Origin of the sequence: Limnospira platensis NIES-39 (genome assembly GCF_026000695.1) — a bacterium.
GTDB classification, from domain to species: domain Bacteria; phylum Cyanobacteriota; class Cyanobacteriia; order Cyanobacteriales; family Microcoleaceae; genus Limnospira; species Limnospira platensis.
Genome location: NZ_AP026945.1, coordinates 2099131 through 2125041 on the forward strand (window position 1 = coordinate 2099131; position 25911 = coordinate 2125041).

At 45.3% G+C, this 25911-nt stretch carries 26 protein-coding genes; 11 read left to right on the plus strand and 15 right to left on the minus strand.

All coding sequences use genetic code 11. The features are described 5' to 3' along the window. Positions 1–27: 27 nt before the first annotated feature. The 6 genes from N39L_RS10325 to N39L_RS10350 form a co-directional block, all read right to left on the minus strand. Positions 28–201 (minus strand): hypothetical protein, encoded by a 174-nt coding sequence (locus tag N39L_RS10325; protein WP_199318211.1) that lies wholly within the window; start codon positions 199–201, stop codon positions 28–30. Between the two features lie 506 nt (positions 202–707). After that, positions 708–1286: a hypothetical protein gene (locus N39L_RS10330; RefSeq protein WP_006615942.1), complete on the minus strand. Its 579-nt coding sequence runs from the start codon at positions 1284–1286 to the stop codon at positions 708–710. A gap of 159 nt (positions 1287–1445) precedes the next feature. After that, positions 1446–1721 (minus strand): RpnC/YadD family protein, encoded by a 276-nt coding sequence (locus tag N39L_RS10335; RefSeq protein ID WP_014275154.1) that lies wholly within the window; start codon positions 1719–1721, stop codon positions 1446–1448. A 105-nt stretch (positions 1722–1826) separates the two neighbouring features. After that, a complete protein-coding gene (locus tag N39L_RS10340) occupies positions 1827–2624 on the minus strand; it encodes an Rpn family recombination-promoting nuclease/putative transposase (RefSeq protein WP_014275155.1) in 798 nt (265 codons plus the stop codon). A gap of 159 nt (positions 2625–2783) precedes the next feature. Beyond that, positions 2784–3023, minus strand: coding sequence for an RpnC/YadD family protein (locus N39L_RS10345; RefSeq protein WP_014275156.1), 240 nt, complete (start codon positions 3021–3023; stop codon positions 2784–2786). Between the two features lie 105 nt (positions 3024–3128). Further along, positions 3129–3962, minus strand: coding sequence for an Rpn family recombination-promoting nuclease/putative transposase (locus N39L_RS10350; RefSeq protein WP_014275157.1), 834 nt, complete (start codon positions 3960–3962; stop codon positions 3129–3131). A 261-nt stretch (positions 3963–4223) separates the two neighbouring features. On the opposite strand from N39L_RS10350, the gene N39L_RS10355 reads away from it, so the two are divergent. Together N39L_RS10355 and tsaB are read left to right on the plus strand one after the other, a co-directional pair. Beyond that, on the plus strand, positions 4224–5075 hold the full coding sequence (locus N39L_RS10355; RefSeq protein ID WP_197535919.1) for a hypothetical protein: 852 nt from the start codon (positions 4224–4226) through the stop codon (positions 5073–5075). A 126-nt stretch (positions 5076–5201) separates the two neighbouring features. Beyond that, positions 5202–5834: a tRNA (adenosine(37)-N6)-threonylcarbamoyltransferase complex dimerization subunit type 1 TsaB gene (gene tsaB / locus N39L_RS10360; protein ID WP_006618931.1), complete on the plus strand. Its 633-nt coding sequence runs from the start codon at positions 5202–5204 to the stop codon at positions 5832–5834. 15 nt (positions 5835–5849) lie between these two features. On the opposite strand, the gene cbiQ is transcribed toward tsaB, so the two are convergent. The 4 genes from cbiQ to N39L_RS10380 all read right to left on the minus strand — a co-directional run bounded on the left by cbiQ (position 5850) and on the right by N39L_RS10380 (position 8915). Then, positions 5850–6620 (minus strand): cobalt ECF transporter T component CbiQ, encoded by a 771-nt coding sequence (gene cbiQ / locus N39L_RS10365; protein WP_006618930.1) that lies wholly within the window; start codon positions 6618–6620, stop codon positions 5850–5852. A gap of 174 nt (positions 6621–6794) precedes the next feature. Then, entirely contained in the window at positions 6795–7439 is a 645-nt protein-coding gene (gene cbiM / locus N39L_RS10370) for a cobalt transporter CbiM (RefSeq protein ID WP_006618929.1), read from the minus strand. A 33-nt stretch (positions 7440–7472) separates the two neighbouring features. After that, entirely contained in the window at positions 7473–7988 is a 516-nt protein-coding gene (locus tag N39L_RS10375) for a hypothetical protein (protein WP_006618928.1), read from the minus strand. Positions 7989–8036: 48 nt separating this feature from the next. After that, positions 8037–8915, minus strand: a complete 879-nt coding sequence (locus N39L_RS10380) for a hypothetical protein (RefSeq protein ID WP_006618927.1) — start codon at positions 8913–8915, stop codon at positions 8037–8039. Between the two features lie 324 nt (positions 8916–9239). Here N39L_RS10380 and N39L_RS10385 point away from each other — a divergent pair, with 324 nt between their 5' ends. From N39L_RS10385 to N39L_RS10395, 3 genes are all read left to right on the plus strand, one after another. After that, entirely contained in the window at positions 9240–9419 is a 180-nt protein-coding gene (locus N39L_RS10385) for a hypothetical protein (RefSeq protein ID WP_014275160.1), read from the plus strand. Beyond that, complete coding sequence (locus tag N39L_RS10390) at positions 9416–9850, plus strand: ferritin-like domain-containing protein (RefSeq protein ID WP_006618925.1); 435 nt, start codon at positions 9416–9418, stop codon at positions 9848–9850. Before N39L_RS10385 ends, N39L_RS10390 begins: the two co-directional genes overlap by 4 nt. 172 nt (positions 9851–10022) lie before the next feature. Next, positions 10023–11054 carry a C39 family peptidase gene (locus N39L_RS10395; RefSeq protein ID WP_006618924.1) on the plus strand — a complete coding sequence of 344 codons (1032 nt, stop codon included), beginning with the start codon at positions 10023–10025 and terminating at the stop codon, positions 11052–11054. Positions 11055–11122: 68 nt separating this feature from the next. Here the strand turns inward: N39L_RS10395 and N39L_RS10400 are convergent, their stop codons facing one another. Beyond that, entirely contained in the window at positions 11123–12298 is a 1176-nt protein-coding gene (locus N39L_RS10400; RefSeq protein WP_006618923.1) for a COP23 domain-containing protein, read from the minus strand. Positions 12299–12710: 412 nt separating this feature from the next. Here N39L_RS10400 and N39L_RS10405 point away from each other — a divergent pair, with 412 nt between their 5' ends. Then, positions 12711–13229 (plus strand): globin family protein, encoded by a 519-nt coding sequence (locus N39L_RS10405; protein WP_006618922.1) that lies wholly within the window; start codon positions 12711–12713, stop codon positions 13227–13229. Positions 13230–13291: 62 nt separating this feature from the next. Beyond that, a complete protein-coding gene (locus N39L_RS10410; RefSeq protein WP_006618921.1) occupies positions 13292–14086 on the plus strand; it encodes a phycobilisome rod-core linker polypeptide in 795 nt (264 codons plus the stop codon). A gap of 46 nt (positions 14087–14132) precedes the next feature. Here N39L_RS10410 and cphA read toward each other — a convergent pair whose 3' ends face one another. The 3 genes from cphA to N39L_RS10425 all read right to left on the minus strand — a co-directional run bounded on the left by cphA (position 14133) and on the right by N39L_RS10425 (position 17999). Next, positions 14133–16820 carry a cyanophycin synthetase gene (cphA, locus tag N39L_RS10415; protein WP_014275162.1) on the minus strand — a complete coding sequence of 896 codons (2688 nt, stop codon included), beginning with the start codon at positions 16818–16820 and terminating at the stop codon, positions 14133–14135. Between the two features lie 132 nt (positions 16821–16952). After that, a complete protein-coding gene (locus tag N39L_RS10420; RefSeq protein WP_006618919.1) occupies positions 16953–17810 on the minus strand; it encodes a cyanophycinase in 858 nt (285 codons plus the stop codon). Between the two features lie 27 nt (positions 17811–17837). Then, positions 17838–17999 carry a hypothetical protein gene (locus tag N39L_RS10425; RefSeq protein ID WP_014275163.1) on the minus strand — a complete coding sequence of 54 codons (162 nt, stop codon included), beginning with the start codon at positions 17997–17999 and terminating at the stop codon, positions 17838–17840. Between the two features lie 904 nt (positions 18000–18903). Here N39L_RS10425 and trmD point away from each other — a divergent pair. Both trmD and N39L_RS10435 read left to right on the plus strand, forming a co-directional pair. Continuing rightward, positions 18904–19602, plus strand: coding sequence for a tRNA (guanosine(37)-N1)-methyltransferase TrmD (gene trmD, locus N39L_RS10430; RefSeq protein WP_006618918.1), 699 nt, complete (start codon positions 18904–18906; stop codon positions 19600–19602). Positions 19603–19658: 56 nt separating this feature from the next. Continuing rightward, positions 19659–20012: a hypothetical protein gene (locus N39L_RS10435; protein WP_006618917.1), complete on the plus strand. Its 354-nt coding sequence runs from the start codon at positions 19659–19661 to the stop codon at positions 20010–20012. 10 nt (positions 20013–20022) lie between these two features. Here N39L_RS10435 and N39L_RS10440 read toward each other — a convergent pair whose 3' ends face one another. Next, entirely contained in the window at positions 20023–21459 is a 1437-nt protein-coding gene (locus N39L_RS10440; protein ID WP_006618916.1) for a glutaredoxin family protein, read from the minus strand. Between the two features lie 328 nt (positions 21460–21787). Here N39L_RS10440 and N39L_RS10445 point away from each other — a divergent pair, with 328 nt between their 5' ends. Beyond that, positions 21788–23551 (plus strand): alpha-amylase family glycosyl hydrolase, encoded by a 1764-nt coding sequence (locus N39L_RS10445; RefSeq protein WP_006618915.1) that lies wholly within the window; start codon positions 21788–21790, stop codon positions 23549–23551. Positions 23552–23665: 114 nt separating this feature from the next. Next, positions 23666–25735: a cation:proton antiporter gene (locus N39L_RS10450; RefSeq protein ID WP_006618914.1), complete on the plus strand. Its 2070-nt coding sequence runs from the start codon at positions 23666–23668 to the stop codon at positions 25733–25735. Positions 25736–25911: the final 176 nt, after the last annotated feature.

Consider the following 25911-nt stretch of genomic DNA (forward strand, 5'->3'; position numbering starts at 1 on the left):
ATATTAATTGAAAATTGATGTTGGGTTTCACTGCGTTGCACCCAACCTACGGGAAGCTGCTAAATCAATCAGTTGTTGCAATTGTGCCGCCTGAGTCTGGGAGGTTTGGGCATAACTGCGCTGTGCCAGAATTGGCAATATCGCGGGAGTCGCCAATAGCATTGTTACTCCCAATAAACCACCCATCATTAATCTTTTCATGGCATCACCTATTATTAATTGAAAATTGATGTTGGGTTTCACGCTCGTTGCACCCAACCTACGGGAAGCTGCCTAACAATTTCTTCGGATATCCATAATGGTTGGTTCACTTTGCTAATTCCCGCAACGCATTCTTGTACTTATCAGCGATCGCCTGATAAGCCGCGATCGCCCGACCCAATTCTACCTGATTATTGGCAGTATCATTATCTGGAATTATTGGTTTTTTCGGTCATTTATACAGCGTAAAAATGTCAGAACATCTGGCAAAACATCATCGGGTAGTTCTCTGGCTAGGTCAATAATTTCTTGACGGATATCGGAATTCATGATGATCTCCTCTTGTCTATTTAGTCTACTTGAGTGGACTTTTGCTATCAGCCTTCAAATTCATTTCAAGGCGGGTCTAAAATTAGCCGCTCAGTCCGAACCGCTCTGGCGGTTGCTATATAATCCTAGAAAGTGTTAGTTGGGTTGCACTCCCCTGCACCCAACCTACGGGAAAGCTATTCGGAAGGGGATAGCAATTTCGCCGTGATAATTAACTCGGAATTCTGGGGGGCGAATTCTATGGCAGTCACCACATAACGACTATGAATTATGTTCTTCATTCCCCTGGGAATGCCCGGTTGATCATCTACTGCGATAACGGCTTCTGGTACGATCGCCAAAAAGCCTTTATCTGCATCTTCCCAAACTAATCCATCCACCCGCACCCGGAAGCGTCGGGGGTTTCCGCCTGTGTTCTCATGGTCGCCGCGAATCACTATCCGACCGTCGGAAGTCGGCCACCAAATATCCCCCCGAAATTGCACGCGGGAAACATTGGCGATCGCTTCTTGAGCGCGACTGTCACCTCGTGTTACAATGAGATATTGAGAGTTAATTTCAACCAGTTGACCGGAGCGTTGACCGCCATTAACCAAACTCACCGCCGCCGAGGTCGGCAAGGAAATCGGAATCGGTTGATTTTGGGCTTGGTTTTGGGCTACCAGCACGGGGAGTGCGATCGCTCGTGGAGTGTCAGCGGTGGGTACTGTCAGACCAGCCAGCACTAGGAAAATCATCAGTTGAGGGGTTTTCATGGCAGGTGTGAGATAGGATATAAACTAATACTAACATCTTCACGCTCGCTCCACCCTTTTTCGGAAACTTCGCACAATTTCACCACACCCACACCATCCCATCATTAACGTATTGAAAGTTATGGGCGATCGCCTCTCCCATAACTTTGATGCGCGCTCCTAGTTGTCAGCACGAGATGACAAAATTTGCTGAATTTCCTCTAATGGTAAACCCAACATTTCGGCGATCGCTTCCGCACTATTTCCCAAATTTGCCAAACGCACAACAATATTTATCCTTTCCTGTTGGAGACCTTCTTGCACCCCTTCTTGGCGACCTTCTTGGCGACCTTCTTGGCGACCTTCTTGGCGACCTTCTTGGCGACCTTCTTGGCGACCGTCGGCAAATGCTTCTTGATAGAATCGGGTTTGTTTTAAATCGGTGAGTCCTAACATGGATAATTGATAATTGATAATTGATAGTTAAGGCTGCCCAAAGCAGTTCATTAACGTATTGAAAGTTATGGGCGATCGCCTCGCCCATAACTTTGATGCGCGCTCCTAGTTGTCAGCACGAGATGACAAAATTTGCTGAATTTCCTCCAATGGTAAACCCAACATTTCGGCGATCCGGATCGCGCTATTTCCCAAATTTGCCAAACGCACAACAATATTTATCCTTTCCTGTTGGAGACCTTCTTGGCGACCGTCGGCAAATGCTTCTTGATAGAATCGGGTTTGTTTTAAATCGGTGAGTCCTAACATTTGGGCAATCTCCTCGCGACTTATTTGGGGTAGTTTGTAAATAACTATAGTTTCGATGATATCAATGATATCCCGTTGAATTGATTCTGGGGGGAGGGTTTGTTCGGCTTGCTCGATCAGGTTTATGGCTGATGCGATCGCCTCCGATTCGGATTCGAGTACCAATTTGATGATACCAACTCCCAAACGGTTTTCACTTTCCAACTCGTCGAGATAAACCCGAGTCACCCGGTCTGAGTTCAGGAGTTCCCGGAATTGGTGGGACTGTTCCCGCTCAATGCTACGGTTGGGATAGATAACGACCACCTGCCACGGGTGGGGGGGTCGGTATTGTCGCAGGTAGAGGAACAGTTCCGCGAAAATGCGATAATAGAGGTCGTCGTCGGGTTGAAATTGCACTTCCGCTAGGTAGAAGGGGCGATCGCCTTCTGAGGTCGTCGGGAGAAATACTCCGTCGAGGCGGAAGGCTAGTTGTTTCACTTCTACAGAGGTGAATTGGTAGCGATCGCTTTCTTCGGGTGGGCGGTTCAGCAGTTCAAAGAAGCTGCGGGGGTACTGTTGGAAAATTCGGTAGAATATACTATCAGTTTTCACGGGGGATAATGGCTCGATAATAGGGGTTAAATTGCCTTGATTTGCCCTGGTCTCCTTGGCAGTTTTGTTTTTGATTGTAACCCACTGGTTAACTGATAGGTTTTCTGGGTAGGCAGGCAATGAAGGCGATCGCCTCGCCCATAACTTTGATGCGCGCTCCTAGTTGTCAGCACGAGATGACAAAATTTGCTGAATTTCCTCTAATGGTAAACCCAACATTTCGGCGATCCGGATCGCGCTATTTCCCAAATTTGCCAAACGCACAACAATATTTATCCTTTCCTGTTGGAGACCTTGTTGGAGACCTTCTTGGCGACCTTCTTGGCGACCTTCTTGGCGACCGTCGGCAAATGCTTCTTGATAGAATCGGGTTTGTTTTAAATCGGTGAGTCCTAACATGGATAATTGATAATTGATAATTGATAGTTAAGGCTGCCCAAAGCAGTTCATTAACGTATTGAAAGTTATGGGCGATCGCCTCGCCCATAACTTTGATGCGCGCTCCTAGTTGTCAGCACGAGATGACAAAATTTGCTGAATTTCCTCCAATGGTAAACCCAACATTTCGGCGATCCGGATCGCGCTATTTCCCAAATTTGCCAAACGCACAACAATATTTATCCTTTCCTGTTGGAGACCTTCTTGCACCCCTTCTTGGCGACCTTCTTGGCGACCTTCTTGGCGACCGTCGGCAAATGCTTCTTGATAGAATCGGGTTTGTTTTAAATCGGTGAGTCCTAACATTTGGGCAATCTCCTCGCGACTTATTTGGGGTAGTTTGTAAATAACTATAGTTTCGATGATATCAATGATATCCCGTTGAATGGATTCTGGGGGGAGGGTTTGTTGGGCTTGCTCGATCAGGTTTATGGCTGATGCGATCGCCTCCGATTCGGATTCGAGTACCAATTTGATGATACCAACTCCCAAACGGTTTTCACTTTCCAACTCGTCGAGATAAACCCGAGTCACCCGGTCTGAGTTCAGGAGTTCCCGGAATTGGTGGGACTGTTCCCGCTCAATGCTACGGTTGGGATAGATAACGACCACCTGCCACGGGTGGGGGGGTCGGTATTGTCGCAGGTAGAGGAACAGTTCCGCGAAAATGCGATAATAGAGGTCGTCGTCGGGTTGAAATTGCACTTCCGCTAGGTAGAAGGGGCGATCGCCTTCTGAGGTGGTCGGCAGAAATACTCCGTCGAGGCGGAAGGCTAGTTGTTTCACTTCTACAGAGGTGAATTGGTAGCGATCGCTTTCTTCGGGTGGGCGGTTCAGCAGTTCAAAGAAGCTGCGGGGGTACTGTTGGAAAATTCGGTAGAAGATACTATCAGTTTTCACGGGGGATAATGGCTCGATAATAGGGGTTAAATTGCCTTGATTTCCAAGGGTATCATTAACTGTTATAGCGGTTCGGTGGATTGGTGAGGTGCTTTTCAAAGCCCCTCTCCCGTATGGGAGAGGGGTTTGCGGTGTAGACGCGCAGCGGCTTCTCTTTGAGTGAGTGGGCTGTACCTTATGGATATGAGAAACGCTATAGCATAAGTAGTGATTCCCCTCCCCCAAATCATGGTCATGGGTTTAATGGGCGATGGAGGTTTAATGTTTAGTAGATTAGCCAGTTTATTAACTATATTAGGAGTCGGCTTGTATTTTACGGGCTGGATTTACCGCTGGGCATATTTCGGTTATTTTCAAATTGAAATTACCACGTTGGATTTGCCGATAGAATCGTTTTTTATTGCCCCGCTTCAGGTCTTTTTTGGCAACTTTGCCAGCGGCGAGTGGTCTACGTTTTGGCGAACATTTCGAGTGGCGATCGCTATCAGTTTGCTAATTTATCTTACTCTCAAATTGCTGGAGTGCAGTAGCGGCAAATTCGCTCATTTTATCAACGCCAGCCGTGATTATCTGTTAAAAATTAGCCTCAAACAGCGCCGCTATCGAGCGACTCGCACTTTGCAGATTTTCCCGGACTTACAACCAATTGACTATGATAAAAACTTTTTAAATGAATTCGTGATTGCTGGTTGGTGTTTGGCGGGTTTATTTTATCTAGGTCAAACTCAGGGAAACCTAGACGCGATTCGAGATGCCCATAACCATACATCAATGCTGCCAGTGGTAACTGTAATTGCTCCAGAAAATCGGCTGCCCCTAGGTCGCAAAATCAACGACCTGACTGATGACCCAGCGGTGGGAAATTTTCGATTTATCGGAGATTTGGAACTTTATAAAACCTTACTAGATCGAGATTATAACGATAAAACTCAGCCGGATCAACAAATTGTCTGGCGGCTGTTAATTGACCGAGACAGTCAATATTATATTTTCCCATCATTGCCTGAAAATGCCCCCTCTGATACCCGCCCTCCCCTGGTGATTATTCAGCAAAGCACAGCCGGAGAATATGTTATTATTCTGAGTCCAGAACCGGGCCAGCGAAATCCTTAATTATTGTCGGTTATAGCTTTTCTCATTGATGACCTAACTTTGGTAAACTGGATTTACATGGGCTTTATGCAGAAAGTTACACTTATTAGGATAGCATAATATCAGTGAGTTACACAAGGTACACTAATGGCAAAAAACTATGGTTTGGCTATCCATACCAGTAGCCCAGAATTGGGTTTAGCTATGGGGAAGTTTGGGGAACCTGTGCGCTGCCAAACTTGGCATTTGGGCAGGGATTTATCAACCCAACTACATCAACATATATCGGAATTTATGCCCCCTCAAACTTGGTCGGATTTACAACTAATCGCAGTGGCGCGGGGGCCGGGAAGTTTTACGGGGACTCGCTTGGGAGTGGTGACGGCGAGAACCCTCGCACAACAGTTAGATATTCCCCTGTTTGCGATTTCTACTTTGGCGGCGGCTGCCTATAATTTAGCGGGGGATTATGCGGGGAATATTGCCCTAGAAATGCCGGCACAACGGGGACAATTATTTGTGGCTATTTATCAGGTTTCTTCCCAGGGTTTGGTGACAGAATTGGCTGATAGTGTTATGTCTCCCTCACAGTGGGAAATGCTGTTATCTCAACAAGATAAACCATTAAAAAAAATCTTGCTGACGGGTGGACTCGGACACACAAGTTGTGCTATATTAGAATGGGCTACTCTGTTATGGGAACAGGGAAATCGCCCGCACTGGTCGGATGCTTTACCATTTTATGGACAGCATCCGGTTCAGAATTTGATGGCAGATTAATCCCACCATTTGCGGTTAAGTGGAGATGGTGGAAAGGGTGACAAATAGGGTGGCTAACATTAAACTGATTCCGAGGGCGATCGCACTAGGAAAATCGGTCAAAAACTCCCAGGGTTTATGGGTTTTGTCGGGGATTCCATAACCTCGCAATTGCATGGCTTTATAGACCTGTTCGGACTGTTGATAACTACGAATTAATAAACTCCCGGCTAAGGCTGCGTAAATCTGTAAATTTCGGCGACTGAATTGGTGGGGTTGAAAACCTCTTAATATGGTGGCGCGTTTCATCATTTGCAACTGATGGCTGAGTTCAAATATATATCGGTAGGATATTAATAACATATCCGCTAAAATGGGGGATAAACCAAGCGATCGCATGGCTTTAATTAGGGTGATAAATGGACAAGTCCCTAGTAAGACAACTCCAGTGGTAAAAATTGCCAAAAATCTACTCGCAATTAGCAAGACGGCTAGACTTCCTTCCTGGCGAATAATCACGGGTCCCCAAGACCATAATACAGTCGGACCGGAAATAAATGGCAATAAGCCAACTAACCCGAATATAAACAGTCCGGGATATTGTAGGCGATCGCCTAAAAAGGATAGGGGAAGTTTGGATATGGTATATAATATTAATGTGACTAGCAACATGGGGGGGACTAGCCAGAGTTGTTGAACATTAGCAAAAGCAAACATTAATATTCCCAACCCAATTAGCTTTGATTGGGGGTTCCATCTATGAATAAATGAATCGAGATTAGCATACTCATCTATCCTAAATTTCATAGTTAATCTCTCCGGTTTAGGAAGGGTGAGTTAGGGGGATTATTCAGACTCCCTCATCAATACAGTCTGTTCAGAAATCATCTGATCACATCTCAAAGTCCCTCTCCTCTCTGGGAGAGGGATTTAGGGTGAGGGTAATGTATTAAGCGACTGGTGAACAAGCTGTAATAGGGGTTATTGGGTTAATAACTCTGGCTTGACTCGACTTAGGAAATTCACCACCATCGCGGTAAATACTCCCTCAATAAACATCAGGGGAATATGGGCGATAATTAGGGCGATAATTGCAGCTTTTTCCGCTGGACTTTCCAGGGTCGAGGGAAGATTGGTAATCAGTATCACTAAAAATAAGATGGTGGAGAAACCTACACTAGACGCACCTGCTAAAAAACCGAATAAATTTAGGCTGATGGTAGGTTTCAGGTGATGACTAAATCGATGTCTACTTTGAAAAATTACGGCGGCTATTATAGCTGGAATCCCCATAATTATCCCATTAATCCCCAGGGTGGTTAATCCCCCATGTCCGAAGATAATCGCCTGGAATATTAAGCCGATGAGAATAGCCGGAAAAGCATAATAACCTAAAATAGCCCCCAGAAGACCATTTAAGACTAGATGAACACTGGCGGGAGGGATGGGGATATGTATGGAAGAGGCGACAAAAAAGGCGGCGGTTAAGAGGGAGGCTTTGGGAATGTTGGCGGTGGGGTTGGCTTGGCGGTTGATTTGACGCAGAGAATACCAGGTTACTAAGCCGGTGATTCCATAACCAGCCAGACAAATTTGGGCGGGAATAATTCCCTCAGAAATGTGCATAAGTTGATGATATTTGTCAGGTTTGATGGTGGGTTAGTTTTGCGATTCTTGAGAGGTTATATGGGGGCTGTCGTCTCCAACATCATCAGAGGGTTTTAATCGGGTAAAAAATAGGGCGGTGCCGATAAATCCCCAAATGACGGCGGCGGCGGCTACCCATTTTTGCACAGGGCTTGATGCGGAATTGGAGGCGATCGCATTTTGGGTGCTGTCGGATACCTCTTCCCCTGGGGGACTCACCGGAATCGCAATTAACGCCCCATGTCCGGCTTGACGGACGGTGGCTTCCCACAAACCGCTATTATCGTGGTCGGGAATGAATAAAAATTGACCATTATCATCGGTGTTTCCGGTCATCCAAGGGGTGCTAGGGTCCTGGGGGGTGTAGATTCTCACCTCGGCGTTAACCATGGGTGTCCCTGAGTCGTAGGCGGCGTTAATTTTGATGGCTGAGGTGGTTTGAGATTGGACGATGACTCCATGGGCGATCGCTGATTCTGGTATGGCGATCGTCCAAAATAGTAGGGATATACAAAGTTTCCAGTTCATTAAATCATCTCCTGATTATTCAAAAATAGTAAATTATGTGGGAGTTGATCAATCTTTTCGACTCATGGGCTTTTCGGCGCAGTGACCCTCACCCACATGGGCTAAATTCGGTAAAATTGCCATGATTCTCTGATAATCTTCCGCCGCCAGTTGTTCTCTGAGTGTATCTAAATTGGCATCTAAACCCTCTGGGGTGGCGATCGCTGCTAGGGGTTCAAAACCTAATGCACCAGTATTAATCTCCGCCTCCGCCTCCGCTTCTGGGTCTCCAAATAAGTGATCAAAATGAAAGGTAGCTTCTAGGTCTGCGCGACCCCCTGGCTGTAAAGTTCCTTTGCGTTCTTCTCCTACATAATCACCACAACTAAACGCCATTTCTTCATTGAATCTCAGGTTAAATGGTACAGTTAGACCATCTTTTGATGCTGTCCCCACTAACATTAATGAATAACCCGCCGCCATACCATCTACCGCCGGAACCATTTGCCACGAAATCGCATTATAGCGCCCTGGTGGTGCTGGAACTTCATTAACTAAAATAGTTGCAGCACTCTCGTCTCCTGCTGCTAAATCTACGGTTTGGAATTCTACTAAACTAATGATTTGTTGGGCTTGAGGTTCCACTCCCGTATCGGGATTATAGGGGATTAAAGTTTCATAGGCTTGGGCATTGGCAATGGTTACATAAACATGATTAAATGACAGTTCCCAACCGTCTTTACTCACAAAACCTTCCCGGATAAAATCTTCTCCATTGGCGCGAAATTCTATAGTCCCAATTTCGGCTGACCCTGGCTGTATAGCAGTGGTTTCCGACGGTGGAGTTTCTGATGTTTGACTCTGTAGGTTTTGGGTGTCGGCACAAGCACATAATGCGATCGCCCCCAGCAATAATATATTGCCTAATTTTAACAACTGTTTTTTCATCTTCCCAGCCCTAATCAGGTTGAACACCCACATTATACATAAAACTAATGGAATTTTGTATAACATACATTGTCTCTTTTGACAATGCCCTTGGGGGGCATATTTATTGACTATAAATTTAAGGATAGTCAAGAGAGTAAATTTTGTGATTATTAATTATTGCCCCCGCCATAGAATTATCTGCACAGGCAGTCAATAATTGTAGATTAACCCGCCTATATTGGCGGCATTTATTAAAGTTTGACAGGTTCCCTAAACGGGACTGCTTAACCACTCAGACCTTGATTAAAGTTGGGATTTACCCCTTGACAAATGTTGTTTTTCATGGTAAAAATTAATCCGAATATCTCTAATGGCATCTCAACCTACCAGCCGCAAATGTTAAGTCGTGCCATAATGTCCTATAATCGTTATGGAATGATGGGGGTTGGGGAAGTTATCAAACCCCGTCCCTTTGACGGAGGCGATGTCAAGCGGGATTCACAGACTAATAGAAAATTATGAGAGACCTTGACCAGGACAAAACCATTGAGCTACTTAACTCCATCATGGAATTTGAGTTAGCTGGGGTGGTTCGATACACTCACTATTCCTTAATGGTGACCGGACCGAATCGTTTACCAATTGTACAGTTTTTTCAAGCTCAAGCTACCGAGTCCCTCACCCATGCTCAACAAGCGGGGGAAATTCTCACAGGATTAGAAGGACATCCTAGCCAAAGAATTGCTCCCATTGAGGAAACTTATCAGCATTCGGTACAGGATTTATTGGCGGAAAGTCTCAACCATGAGAAAAAAGCTCTATCCCTGTATAAAGAATTACTGGAAACTGTAGAAAATGCCAGTATTTACCTGGAAGAATATGCTCGCACTATGATTGGCCAGGAAGAACTACACAGCATCGAAATTCGCAAGATGTTGCGCGATTATAGCTGAGGTAATGTCCGCAATTTAAAGCGATCAATAGCCTAGGTGGTTGAAAGTAACCAGACCACCTGGGCTAAACTATTATCAAGACTCTGGGAGAAGTTTTGATGTTATGATTAATTTGAGCTAGACCCCAAAGACGGCTATAACCCTACTATCCCATTTGAGATAAACACCCGCCATGAAACTCCAGGATATCATCAATACAGATAAACGGTACGATGTGAAAGATATCGCCGAAGATGAAGAACTCACCCGTCAGATTCAAAATATTTTGGTGAGTTTTAATTTACTAGACCCCCCAGTTGATGGCATTTATGGCCCCAAGTCTAATGCGGCTATGCACCGTTTTCAAACCTTGTTAGAATGTCAGGAAAGTGGTTTTTTAGGAACTATCACAGCCCAAAAATTACTGACGACGAAACCAGAGGATATTCGCACAGATATACCCATCCTGAAAATCACTAGGGATACAATTCTCAAGCTGAGACCCGTTGATTCTGCTCAATTAAATGAATCGGAAAAACAAGGTGCTAAAGCTGGGCAAGAATTTCAGTTATTAGCCTTTGAACCAGACCGAAATCACATCAGAGTTGCTCTCAGAAGTGAAACTTTTAAACAGCATTCAATCTGGTATATTTTTGATAAACACGGGGAAATATATCAGGGGAAAAAGTTAGTTTATCCCAAGTTATTACCAGCGGAAGTGAGATTGCGGAACTTTCCCTATTTTTCTCAACTCGATAACTGGTTTAATCCTACGGGATCATGTAATGTTACCTCGATCGCTATGTGTCTGAGCTATTATGGGGCTCGTCGTCGGGTTAGTTATGGTCAATTTGAGGATGAGTTATATGAATATGCTCTCAATAAGGGCTATAGCCGCCACAGTCCCCAAGATTTAGCCAAAATTGTCCGAGAGTATGGCTGTAAAGACTACTTCACGACTAACGCGACTATTGATGATGTAAAAGAATGGTTGGCGGAAGGAAAACCTACCGTAATCCATGGTTATTTTACCTCCTTTGGTCACATCATGCCAGTAGTAGGTTATAATAGCTCTGGCTTGATAGTTCATGACCCCTATGGCGAATGGTTCTCTAGTGGATATCGTACTGATTTGAGTGGCGCATATCTGACCTATTCTTACTCTTTAATCCGGCGGCTGTGCCTCCCGGATGGCAATTTTTGGGTTCACTTTATCGCCCCATAATTCTAGGGATGATTGAGGCACAAAACTATAACCAGAAATTCCGGTTTTCTGTGCCTCGGTCTTCACGACTACCAAATGGGTCCACCAGAAGGGGGATTATTTCCTGGGGTGGCGGGAGTAGATGGGGTGGCGGGAGTCGATGTGCCTTCTACTGGGGTGGCTTCCAGAAAATTGTTAAAGTCAATATACACGCCGCTGTCGTCTTCGCTTTCAAATAGGGGACTACTGGCTCCGGCGCGCACATTAAAAAGCTGTTGTACAGTAGTCACAGGGTCTGAGCCGGGTTTGAGAGTGAATAAAACACGATCGCCTGAACAGGGAATGGCATTGTCACTAGCCACACATACGACATTTTGGCGATTAACTATGCCGTGGGTAATGTAATTTAACCAACCCAAACTGTAAAAGTTTTGGAACCGCGCGGAAACTTCCCGACAGCGTTGTTCAGAGGTATAGCCGGAACTACTGAAATAGTCCGAATACCATTTAATCACAGGAACCCGTCCTCTGGGTGTGACTGCATAGGTGGTAGGTAAACCGTCTGGCCCTTGTTCACAGATAAACTGAGTTCGGGAAACGGTGGGAGGGTTCACCATAGCCTGGTTAGAGGAATTATCATTAGTTGGTATCGGCTGAGTTGTTTCCTGGGGGGGGTTTGTGCTTTGGATTCCTAGGGGAATGAGTCCGGGGGGTAACAAAACTCGATCAATCACAACAATTACACTATCATTAGGACCGGGAATTGGTAACTGATCAGCGTTAGCCTCGTTAAGCATTAGTTTTTGGTCTCTGGGGTTGCCACTAATGCGAACAGTGTTCCCTTGCCGAGTCGTGATTTCCCCGGATTCTACCTGCTGCTGGGTGATGCGACCAGCGACAACGTGATAGTTTAAAATCTCTCGCAGCATTCCCTGATTTTCTGGCCGGAAAAGGCGATCGCGAATTTCACGAGGCAGATTAGCAAAAGCTGCGTCTGTTGGTGCTAAAATGGTGTAAGTTTCCCCCTGGAGTTGTTGGCTCAAACCGGTGTCTTGTAAGGCTTTCCCCAGTGTCCTCAATCGGTCCTGTTTACCTATAACCTCTGCTAACCCTAAATCGTCTTCTGACTCGTAGTAGGAAGACATGGGGTTAAAAAAGCTATAGTAGGGATAATACTGAGCTAGACTCGGTGCGACACTGTGCAGAGCCAGAATGCCTAACGCTGCTGTGCCTACAGACCAATGTTTAAGACTGATAATATTCATAGTTTTTCTCCTAATGCTGCTGAAATAGATAGAAAGGTCGAGGCTATCACTACTGACGACCTCACCAGGGGGATATCATTTAACCTAGCGTGATTATCTATTTCCATACGACTGTACGACCCCTGACGCATGATCGCCGCCTCTGTGTTCCATTGTGGCACATTCCATTAACTGCTATTCTACCCAACTAAATCACTAAATAGGTAATCTCACTCATATTTTCTGAATCAGTGGGGGATTTACCAGTGGCGATCGCTTTTTGGCACTTGACAAAAATGGCAAAATGTGCATTATTTATCCATGGTAGCGAATTGTTGATTTTTGTCTGGGGTCAGCATCAAAGTTCTAAAAAGAGAGTATACAATGGTAAGTGTACAGTCAATAGCCGATTCAGAGTGAGAGGATAACAAAAATGCCGACAATTAATTGGGCATGGGAAGAGTTAATGATCCAGGCAGATGGGCGTTATCTAAGCGACGCAGAACTCAAGCCCTTTCAGCAATATATTCAAACCCTCCCGGCACGGACAAAAACCTATGAAATTATGCGGGCGAAATCCCCCGAACTGATCAAGATTGCCTTGAAAAAGTTTATGCTGATTCACCCGGAAGTAATGCAGCAACACTCGAAGCGCTGTATTTACGATATGAACATGGCGATCTGCTTAATGTCGGTGGCTATGTTACGGGATGACCCCCGCTATTTTCGGGAGTCGTTGATGTTGTGGTTAGCTAATATTCTGTCTGCCTACCAGAGAAACGTCGCCTGCTTAAAAGCCTATCACTGCTTGGAAGAAACCATGCAGGAGAAACTTCCCAGCGTTTGCAATCAACTGCTTAAACCTTACATGGATATCATTATGGAAGTCTTAGACATTCCACCTAAGTTGATGGCAACAGTACAACGGGGCGCAGCCAGCTCTAAAGGTTAATTAGTTAGTGTTTTTTGGATGTGATTTTTGGATGCGATTAAAGCATAATAGGAGCGGAAAGTATGCCCTTACATGAAACCATCACCACTACCCATGATGCGTCCGTTGAAGAGCGCACATTTGTGCTGAGTAAAATCTATCAGCAAGTCTTAGAACGTCAGCCCTATGATTCGGAACGTAAGCAATTATGGGATTTAGAAAGGGACTTCAAAAAAGGGAAACTAGGAATCCGCCACTTCCTGAAAAGTTTAGTAGTGCGACCGGTTTATTTAGAACATTTCTATGAGAATAGTTCTAACCTCAAGTTTATCGAAAATGCCTGTAAGCATTTTTTAGGGCGCACACCCCACGGAGATGAGGAAATACACAATTGGGATAACATTCTGCTGCGACATGGTGTAGGGGCATTGGTTTCGGATATGGTGGACTCAGAGGAGTATCGTAAATGCTTCGGCTATTTTACGGTTCCCTACTGGCGTGAACAGGCTTTGTATCAGTCCGCGACTGAATATTTAGAAAATGAGCGCCTCGCACATGAACACCCCGGACAGCGAGGCTGGGGTATTCCGAATCACTACCAACAAAAGCTACATCTGAACTCTGATAGTGAGGGTCAGGGGGCTCCAACTGAAGAAACACCGCCAGAGGAGTTACAACCATCTCCGACGGTGGTGGTGGGGACGATGACGGAAACTGAGGCGGAAAAAATTATGGAGTGCATCCAGGAAATTTCTAAAATCCTGTTTGAAAACCGCATTCCCGAACAGCGAATATCTCGCAAACGCATAGAAAATGGGATTCGACAACAGGTGTTGGAGTTTATGACTCCAGAAGATGCCGTTTTACTGGGTGATTAGTTATGGTGGTCTGGTGCGTCAGATGACGCACCGAGGGGAACCCCTGTTAACTGATTTCGACATTAGCCGCGCTTAAATTAGCGCCTGGTGGGTCAGTATCGATGATAGGATTACGGGCTTTAATCAAAGCGATCGCCCGATTGACACTCTCAGGTAAAATCACCACCAGAGACTCCTTGGGAGCCTGTTCTAAGGCCATATTAATGGCATCGGTCTCATTAAGGACAGTCTCATACTTAACCCGAGGATCGCGAACAGGTGACAGAACCTCCTCAATTCCCTGAGTAATCAGAACCGCTGCATCTCCCGGAGGTCGTCCTCGGGTATCATCATCTTCCTTCACGATAATCCGGTCAAACATCTTAGCGGACAATTTACCCAGAGTCACAAAATCCTCATCACGGCGATCGCCTGGACCTCCTACCACCCCAATCCGAGGCCCCGGCCAATTGTTAACAAACCCCGACAAGGCTTCATAACTAGCGGGATTATGGGCATAATCGATCAAAGCATGATAACTGCCCATATTAAACAGATTCATGCGTCCGGGAGTTTGGTCAGCCGAAGCAATGAAAGTAGCCAAAGCGGTGCGAATATGCTCAATTTTCACCCCTTGAGCAAAAGCGGCGACACAAGCTGCCAAAGCATTAGCAATCATAAACGGAGCCATACCCCCCATAGTCAGGGGAACATTAACCGCCTGTTCAATCCGCAGAGTCCAATCACCCTTGAGAATTGACAGATAGCCATTTTCATAGACCGCCGCCAATCCTCCGGCTTCCGTATGGCGCACAATAATCTCATTATCGGGATTCATGGAGAAATAAGCCACTTGAGCTTTCACCCGTGCGGACATGGCAGCCACTAGGGGGTCATCAGCATTAAGGATAGCATAACCGCGATCGCTGACGGCCTCAGCCACCACACTTTTAACCTTAGCCATTTGTTCAATGGTATCGATATCTCCCAAACCCAGGTGATCAGCCGCCACATTAAGGACGACACCGATATCACAGGTATCAAAACCCAGACCCGATCGCAAAATTCCCCCCCGCGCACATTCAAGGACTGCGACTTCTACGGTGGGGTCACAGAGGATCAGGTGAGCGCTTTGGGGTCCTGTATTATCCCCTGGTTCGGCCATATAATCGCCGATATAAGTGCCATCGGTGGTAGTATAACCAACCACCTTTCCTGTCTGCTTCATAATGTGGGCTAACAGGCGAGTGGTGGTAGTTTTGCCATTAGTGCCGGTGACCGACAGAATGGGAATCCGACTAGGGGTAGACCCTGGGAATAGCATATCCATCACCGCCCCGGCGACATTACGGGGTAGGCCTTCACTGGGGGCGACGTGCATTCTAAATCCTGGGGCGGCGTTAACTTCCACAATCACGCCATCCACCTCCCGCAGGGGTTTAGAAATATCTGGGGTAACTACATCAATTCCGGCCACATCTAGGCCAATAATTTTGGCAACCCGAGCAAATAGCCAGATATTTTCTGGGTGGACTTCATCAGTGCGATCGATAGCACTGCCCCCCGTACTGAGGTTAGCCGTAGCCCGCAAAAAGCAAACTTCCCCCTTTGGTAGGACGGAATCGATAGTATATCCGGCTTCCTCAATCATAGAAAGCACCGTTTGATCAACCACAATTCGGGTCAGGACGTTATCATGTCCATCTCCCCGGCGAGGGTCTTTGTTCGTTTCCTCGATTAATTCCTCAATGGTGGATTTACCATTACCAACCACATGGGCGGGGACCCTTTCCGACACTGCTACCACCCGACCATTGACGACTAAAACCCGATGATCTCGACCTTTGTAGAATCGCTCAATAATCACACTACGGGTTTTTGAGGCTTCACTGGCTGCATCATAGGCCGCCTGAGCCGTTTCCCAACGAGTCACATCTAGGGTAATACCTCGGCCGTGGTTGCCATCTAGGGGTTTAATGGCAATAGGATAGCCCCCCACATCTTCGATCGCATCAGTGAGGTCTTCAAAGTAACGAATTACCGTCCCCCGTGGTACAGGAATCCCCCCATCCCGCAGCACTTGTTTAGTGCCTTCCTTATCGCAGGCCAGTTCCACCCCCAAAATACCAGTGCTACTGGTGAGGGTAGCTTGAATGCGCTTTTGATTGACACCATAACCAAACTGGATCATAAACCTGGCGTTTAGTTGCATCCAAGGGATATGGCGAAATTCAGCCTCTTTGATGATCGCTTCTGTACTCGGACCGAGGGCAGCTTGGGCTTTTAATTCCTTGAGGTCTTCGATATCCTGAGTTAGTTCTTCAGCCGGATAAGTGCCAGTTTCGGCAATACTCTGACACAGACGCACCGCCGCCCGCCCTGCATATCGGCCCGCCTGTTCATTTTCGTACTCATAGACCACCTGAAACACTCCCGGAGTCGAGGTTTCCCGCGTCCGACCAAACCCCACAGGCATTCCCGCTAGTTGTTGAAGTTCCAGGGCCACGTGCTCTATAATATGACCCATTAATGTTCCCCGTTCCACCCGACTGAGAAAGCCACCCCGCACTCCCGGAGAACAACAATGCTCTACTAAACTAGGCAAAACGGAGGTTAAACCTTGATAAAATCCGGGAATATCTGAGGAGTAGCGTTCTGATAATTCTTCTAGGTCAAGACGCATTACGATCAGCTTGTGTCGTCTGATACTCCAGTAGTTAGGACCTCTGAGAGTTAGGATTCTAAGAATTTTCATATCTGTCTCGGTGGGTGATCCAGGAATTATTTTGGTGACAAGTCTCTGTGTTATTCAATGTCAAACTTCAAAGACCTCAAAACTGTTCGCATTGAACAGTTTTGCGACCTGAATATGATACAGCAATCCGAACTATAAGCTGGCTGCTGCTGGGAAGGCGGTGTGGGTTCGCATATTATAACTGTCACCGTGGCAGAGAATATTGACCCGCAGGTTAAATAAGCTCAGTGGGTCCGTAGCCCCCGCCTGGGCTACATTGGTATAGGATAGATCTTTAGCATCTATTATGGTCACGGTTCCCTTACCAATTACCCGCACTCGCCCTTCTCCTTCAAACATGGCGCAGGTGTCTTCATCAATGCCAATCCCCATTTTCTCGGGATGGGCGGCGATCGCACTAATTAGACGAGAGAAGCGGTTGCGATTATGAAAATGTTGGTCTACGATCAAATCCGGTAGAATGTCCAGCCCGGTAGCCATATCCACTAGCGATCGATTAGGAGATTCCCCACTACCACCCCCAGCGATCATGTGATGGCTCATCACCGCCGCCCCGGCACTGGTTCCCGCCAAGGCTATTTTACCCGCCCTAGCTGCCACCCGAATTTTCTCCATTAGGGGCGTATCTGCCAACAAACTGTAGAGCCTTAACTGATCTCCTCCTGTCATGAACACCCCTGTACAATTTTCCAAATAATCGTGCCATTGTGGATCTTCACAGTGATGTCGCTCCCGAATATCAAATACTTTCAGAGTCTTTGCTCCCATAGTCTCAAAAATTTTCTGGTAGCGTTCCCCTTGAATACTCGGTTCTCTGGAGGCTGAGGGAATAATTGCCAGTTGGGCATTTTCCCCCCCAGCACGACTGAAAAAGGTTTGCAGAATCTCACGTCCATGAACCTTATCTTCGGCTCCTCCAATGACTAAAATTGAGGTTTGAGTTTTTTGATTAATCATCTGTTCAAGGGCTTGAGATGTCAACTGCTGCATATTGTTCTCCTCATGATAGGCATGAATTCAACTTAGCGGGCTTCTTTGGCGGACTCCAGATTCTGCACCACCACCCTTTTCCGGGTCTGCTTTTACTTCACTGCCTTCTGACATAAATTTGGCATAAAAGGGGACAGCAAAACTTTGTCTCTTGTGAAGTTGCCCTCCTCGGTTGTAGGTGAGTGACACTAACTATCGCCCTAACCAGAGGATATTTACCCAATTTGACAACGAATCTGGCTAGTTTCCCAATGGGTTATGGTTCTTTCTCGATTCATCCCCCATCACCTGCCCTGATTCCCCCGTCTCTTGAGTTAGAGATGCTCGAATTTAACATTTGCTTAATAGCCAATTTAACTTAAATCCTGCCAGGGAACCCGGATAAATTTGGACTTGAAGGTGATCACACCAGATTCTATTTGCTTGGCAGACCCTCGGTTAATCTCCTTTTGCCGGAAATGCACACAAATGCTGCCACGAAAAATTACCAAATTAGCGGAAATATTAGCATTTTAGTATATTTTGATACGGATTTAAACAATTCTTTAGACTAAGGATATGCCCTCACCCCTAACCGAGTCGCTAGAGTCAGAGACCCACCGGACTTTCCCAGATTTTCGGGATGGAGGGTGCTACACCCAGCCCTCCTGCCCGATTGTATAACAAGGAGTTCACGGATCACATCTGTTTTTGTCCTTTTGGTTCCTTGGCACTAAGGCTCAAGTTGTCTAATTGCTGTGACTAAAAGTCTCACTTGCCCATCTTTTTCAGCCATAGTCTGTACCAATTTGCTACAATGATTCTATCCGCTAACTACGCGCGAGCGATTGAGAGTTAAAGTCAGGCATTGCCGGGACCTCTCAACTCCGGGAACGGTTTGCACAAGTCAGCCGTGAGACACACGGTAAAGCTGCCTGTCGAGGTATCTGAACGGGGCAACACTGTTGGGAGATACATATCGCTTGTACCAACAACTGCTAGGGAAGACCCATGAAGCAGGAAACTCTCAGGAGCGATTCTGGGAACCAGGTACTAACCCTAGCGGGTCGGTGCCTGGAATATGTCACCAGTCACTGGCTTGGTTTGAGGTTCCGTGCGATTTGACATTATTACCCTATTCCCTGAATTTTTCTCTAGCCCTCTACAGTCAGGACTTCTAGCTAAAGCAATAGCTCGCCAGATCGCGGCGGTCTACTGCACTAATCCTAGGGATTTTGCCCTGGACAAGCACCGAAGAGTCGATGATGAACCATACGGCGGCGGGGTGGGAATGGTCTTGAAACCTGAGCCGATTTTTGCGGCGGTTGAGTCCCTTCCCTCTCTTCCCAGACGAGAGGTGATTATGTTGACCCCCCAGGGCGAAACTATGCAACAGGGACTATTTCGCGATTTGGCTACTGGTTATGACCAACTTGTGTTGATTTGTGGACACTACGAAGGCATCGATGAGCGGGTTATGCACCTGGTGACTCGGGAGGTGTCTTTGGGTGATTTCGTCCTAACTGGGGGCGAAATTCCAGCCCTGGCTTTGATTAATGGTGTGGTGCGACTGCGACCGGGTACTGTGGGTAAGGTTGAATCCCTCAAGGCGGAGAGTTTTGAGGATGGACTACTAGACTATCCCCACTATACCCGCCCGGCTCAGTTTCGGGGAATGCGTGTCCCTGATGTTTTGCTCTCTGGTAATCATGCTGATATTCAACAATGGCGACGAGAACAACAACTTCAACGCACCCAACAGCGCCGTCCTGACCTGTTATCGGATCTGGAACTTCCTAAGCCGGAAAATTGAACTGACAAAACCCCTAACCCCCTCTTAACGGCGATCGCAACTATCTGTGAAATCCCATGAATCACTCACCTGAGCAATATATTACCGCCATCGATCGCGCTTTGAGTCAGGATAATTTCCATCAAGCCGCAGATTTAGCTGGCGAAGCGTTTAAGTCTTATCCTAACTCTGACAAAATTAAACGATATATGCAGGTTTTTGGACCGAAAACCTTGGAGTTTCACCGCTTACCACCTAACCCTGAGATGTCTTTGAATTTTAACTGGGTTGTCCAAAACCGCCAGGACTACCGAGGTAGATGGGTAGCCCTAAAAGGCGGGAATTTGGTGAGTGATGCAGCCTCCCTAGATGAGTTAAAACAACAACTGGGCGATCGCGTTAATTTTTTGTTCTGTACGGTGGTCTACTGACGGGGTTGATCTATCCTAAGACCAGTAATTCGGGTTTAGCAATCATCACTAATCCAAAGAATACCATAAAGGCTCCCGCAAATAGTTTCAGTAATCGCCCTTTTTCTTCCGTGAGCCGATAGGATGAAAAAGAGTAGATAAAACTGATCAGAATCCCTAAGAGCGGCAGAATATAGACTACACTATAAAAGGCAGTCCACACACTATAACACAGTAAAGCATTGGTCTGACAATAGTTGACTAGGGTGGCCATATATACAGTGGGTAAAATCGCTGTACATCCTAACTCTACTAGGTTGACGAAAATTGCTAATAAAACTGTAGCAAATAAGGCGGCGGCAAATTTGCGGCGATCGCTTTTAGCTGATTGTAATTGGTTGACGATGTTTCGGGCTTTTTTGGTAATCTCAATTTGCTGGTCTTTGGATAAAGACAGAGACACAGATTTTTTGAACCAAAAGAAGTCCTTGATGTTAATTAAGCCAGCAATGGTGATCACTGTACCCAATATAATCATCACTATTTGACCATATTTATCTATGAAAATTGAGCCCACTAATACCATGGCCATGATAAACACAAAATACATGACCCCTGATGTCACCACAAAGGTGGAACCCACTAGGGCCATATCTCGCCTACTTTTGGTATAGGTCAGCAGCGATAATAGGATAATTAACACTGTAAAAGCACAGGGATTAAACCCGTCGGCTAAGGCGATGATAAATACAAATAGGGGGAAGGGTAAAGCAGCCGCAAATCCTCTAATTACTGCATCTGGGGTAAATGCGATCGCTAAAAATAGACTAACCATAATTACACCTGTTAGTCCCCCCAACCATAATCGCTTCGTTTCGACTGGTTTATCTTTAATGCTGAAAATTGGGTAGGTGACTACATAAGCTAGGGGTAAAAATGATAAAACCCAGACAGGTATACCTTGTGGTGAAGGTGGTGGAGTCTGTGTAGCTTGTGGAGTGGGTGTAGGTTCCACATTAACCGTTTGACCGGGAATGATAATAGCAGTTGCTAACTCGGCTTCAATAGCATTAATAATTTGGTTCTGATAGCCTATATAAGCCTGATAGGATGGGATAAATTCTAACTCTCCTGGGTCTGGGGAGAAACCGATAAAGGATTTATCACCAATTATCGTTCGGGGAACTGCGCGACTACTCAGGTTATTTTCCTCAAGAAATCCTTGGAATTTTTCCGGCTGTTTGTCAACATCAACCATAGTTAGAGTGACATTATCATTAGCTTCTACTAGGGGAAGTAAAAAGGCTTTTTGTTGACGACAATAGGGACAGTTTTCGCTGGTAAAAAATAACACATCTACGGAAGTCACATCATTAGCAGATATGGCTCCGGCTGTTACGGTTAGTATTCCCAGTAATAGGGAAAAACAGAATATGATAGTTTGACGCAACCAGGTTTTCTTCAACATAAGACTTAGCCTGTTAATTGATGAATGCTTCAAATGGCGATCGCTCCTCAAGTGGCCGACACTTCAACCAAAATTGTGGCTCCCCCTAGACGATTATGGTAAAATCGGTTATGCTTACAAGTTAGGGGTAGTTAGCCTACTACCAGCGGTAGCATCACCAAGCCAAAGCATCTACTAAGAACTTGACGAAAATTTGCACTGACTGGTTCTCTGCATTTACTATAACTTGATTTACTGTTAAAATGCCAAATTTTAACCTTTCTTAACCTTGTCGCCATTCTCCATATCATCAGACCAGCGATAATTCAGTTATAAAAAAGGAAGCAATATGAAACCCATGCGATCGACTGATAGTGATTATCAATATTTTTGTGTGCGTCTCCAGCCCTTACTAGAAATTGCCTACGAACCTGCCACAATTCCGAGTATTTTAGACCGTCTATTTGCCGTAATTGGCGACAATTTATATATACCAAACGGCAATGAAAACCCCAATAAATGGACAGAAAACAACGTCACATTAATCACCTATGGCGATAGTATTTGTAGCCGGGATACTGACCAAAAACCCCTAGAAGTTTTGGCAAAATTTTTAGGAGAACACCTGCAAGATACCATCACCGGGGTGCATATTTTACCCTTTTTTCCCTATACCTCAGATGATGGATTTGCCGTCAGTGACTATTTAAGCGTTAATCGGGAACTCGGAGACTGGGAAGATATCAAAACCATTGCTAGTCAATTTAACTTAATGGTAGACGTAGTGCTTAATCATGTTTCCAGTAAGCACCAATGGTTCCAACAATTCCAAGCCGGAGAAAAACCAGGCTCTGATTATTTTATAGTGGTTGAACCCGAAACCGACCTATCAGAAGTTGTCAGACCCCGCAACAGTCCCGTATTAGTCAAAGTAGAAACTGTCCATGGAGAAAAGCACGTTTGGGCAACTTTTAGCGAAGATCAGATTGATGTTAATTTTGCCAATCCTGATGTCTTAATTGAGTTTTTGAAAATCATCAGATTTTATATAGTGAATGCCAAAGCCAGATATATTCGCCTAGATGCTGTGGGTTTTATGTGGAAAGAAATCGGCACATCTTGCATTCATTTACCCCCAACCCATGCCATTATTAAACTACTGCGGGAACTGGTAAATATGATAGATCCAGAAGTAGCTTTAATTACCGAAACCAACGTACCAAACCGGGAAAATCTCAGCTATTTTGGCAATCGAAATGAGGCGCACATGATTTATAACTTTAGCTTGCCGCCACTGTTGTTAAATGCGATGCTTCAGGGTAAATCAGACCATCTCAAAACCTGGATGATGAGTATGCCACCCGCCCCCCTAGGCTGTGCTTATTTTAATTTTACGGCTTCCCATGATGGCATTGGTTTACGTCCGGCCGAGGGTTTACTTTCCGATGATGAATATCAAAGCCTGTTAACCACTATGGAGAAATTAGGCGGTAAAATTAGCATGAGGAAAAAGCCAGATGGTAGTGAGAGTCCCTATGAAATTAATATTTCCTTATTTGATGCCATGAAAGGCACAGTTAAAGGAGAAGATACCTGGCAAATTCAACGCTTTATTTGTTCCCAAACTCTGATGATGTCTTTAGAGGGGATTCCGGCATTTTATATTCATAGTTTATTGGCTACTCCCAATGATTATGACAGGTTAAAAGAGACGGGAATGAATCGGTCAATTAATCGCTATAAGTGGCAGATTGAGGATTTACAAAAGGATTTAGAGAACCCCCATTCTCCTCGATCGCTTGTATTCCGCGAAATCTGTCGGCGCATTAAAATCCGTCGCCAACAGGGTGCTTTTCATCCTAACGCCACTCAATACACCCTACAATTAAAGCGATCGCTATTTGGGTTTTGGCGACAAAGTATGACCAGAGACCAAAGCATTTTCTGTATCTTTAATCTGACCGATAAACCCCAACAACTCAATTTAAGAGATGTCAACCTGATCTGTATAGATCCTTGGTTAGATTTAATCAGTGGGGAAATGATTACCGATATTTACTCCAAGTACATCTTACAACCCTATCAAGCCGTGTGGATTACCAACAAATTCTAGTACAGCATGATCAGACTCAGAGCGATCACTAAGAATTTTGAGAGTTAACCGTGCAATCTGTGATAACCTAGCAAAACCTAGCTAAAACCCGCCTAAGTTCAATTCACCCTTGATATGGAACAATTTTTAAACCTAATTCCAGAGAGTCCAATAGTCCCATTTACAATTCTGATCCTAGTCAGTTTAACCATTCCTCCCATTTTCGAGCGTCTTCGACTCCCCGGTTTGGTGGGTTTATTATTTGCGGGAGTAGTATTAGGACCCAACGGAATGCAAGTTTTGTCTCCTGACTCCGAAATTATGAAATTACTTTCGGATATCGGCAAAATTTACCTAATGTTTGTGGCGGGTTTAGAAATTGACCTAGAAGAATTTAGGCGCAAACGAAATAGATCCCTATCCTTTGGTCTGATGACCTTTGCTTTCCCTTTAACCGTAGGAACCGCAATTGGTTTATCAGTTGGCTATGGTATAAACACATCAATTTTAATGGGTTCTCTACTAGCTTCCCATACCTTATTAGGTTATCCCATTGTAGCACGATTAGGAGTAGTTGCCAATGAATCAGTAGTCGTCACTATTGGAGCCACTATTTTTACTGATATTGCCGCTTTATTGGTGCTGGCTATTTGTATTTCCATTCATGGGGGAGATTTTTCCGCTACTTCCATAATTATACAATTAGCAGCCCTAGGAATTTATGCTGCTATTGTCCTGTTTGGTTTAGATTGGGCTGGAAAGGAATACTTTAGGCGTACAGGAAATGAAGAAAGTAATCAGTTTCTGTTTGTCATGCTGGCAGTTTTTTTGGTCTCGGTAGGCTCACAAATTATCAATGTTGATCAAATTGTCGGTGCATTTTTAGCAGGCTTGGCGGTTAATGATGTGATCGGTCATAGTCCGGTAGAGGAAAAAGTGGAGTTTGTAGGTAGTACCCTATTTATTCCCTTTTTCTTTGTGGGGATGGGATTACTCATTGATGTTCCGGCTTTTATTCAAAGTTTAACAACTGGTATTGGCTTAACTTTAGCTATTGTTTTAGGCTTACTAGGTAGTAAGTTAATGGCTGCTACTGGGATGAAATTACTGTTTCGTTATAACTGGAACGAAACAATGACTATGTGGGCTTTATCTGTTCCCCAGGTGGCTGCTACCCTCGCCGCCGCCTTAGCCGCTGAACGGGTAGGGTTGATATCTGAGCAAGTCTTTAATACGGTGATTGTGCTAATGTTGGTCACTTCAGTTTTGGGACCAATATTAACCGCTCGTTTTGGGAGTCGATTATCTATCCCCAAACCTAATTTACAAGCACCCAAAGAGGCTTGGATACCTGAAAAACATTCAGAAATAGGCTTAGAAAATCCCTGGAATCAATTTACAGTTGTCGTGGCTGTATCTAACCCTATGTCGGTGCGGTATTTAGTGGAAATGGCGGGTTTATTGGCGCGTCACGAGTCGGGTTTAGTGGTTCCCATCACGATTACCCAAGCTCATGTACAAATGGATGAACCTCAGTTAGATGTTACCTTGCGTCAAAGCGATCGCCTCTTAGAAAAAGCCGCAGAAGTGGCTAAGGAGTTTGGTGTCCAAACTGAAACTAGACTCCGTATCGATGACGATATTGCTGAAGGAATTAGCCGCACCGCTAGGGAATTTGACGCGAGTTTAATTGTGATTGGTTGGAATTCTAACACTAGCCTACGAGCCAGACTTTTAGGTAACTTAATTGATAATGTATTTTGGTCTTCCCATTGTCCGGTGGCGGTCTTAAAGCTATTGGAAGCACCTATTGACATCCATCGGATTTTGGTTCCGGTTAAAAATATTACCCCCCAAGCGATTAGAACTATTCGATTTGCTCAACTGTTTGCTGATAGTAACCAAGCTGAGGTAATGTTATTGCAAGTTTGCGATCGCCGCACTTCTAGGGAACAGGTGAATGAGTTGGAGTCGGAATTATCCACAATTCTAGCATCAGGACCCCAGGTCAAATCTGATATTCAGGTCTTAGTCCATGACAATGTATCTGATGCACTTCTCAAAGCCTCTCAATCCTTTGATTTAGTCGTATTGCGATCGATGCGTCGTCGCACCGCTGGGGGTCTGGCTGTAAGCGATGTCACTACGGAAATGATTAAGAGTTTGACCTGTTCCTTTATCCTATTTGGTGAACCACACTCTTGATTTTTGGCGAGGAACCTGCTACAATGACTCTCAGGTGTGCGAGACGTTCAGGTATGAAATAAGGTTGAGATGCCTAAAATAACTACTTGGTAGCGACTTCAACCCCTGGGTTGGATATAAGGAGCGCACTCCTGACCATCCCTATAACTGTTTATATGTCCCGACGCTTAGGGAAA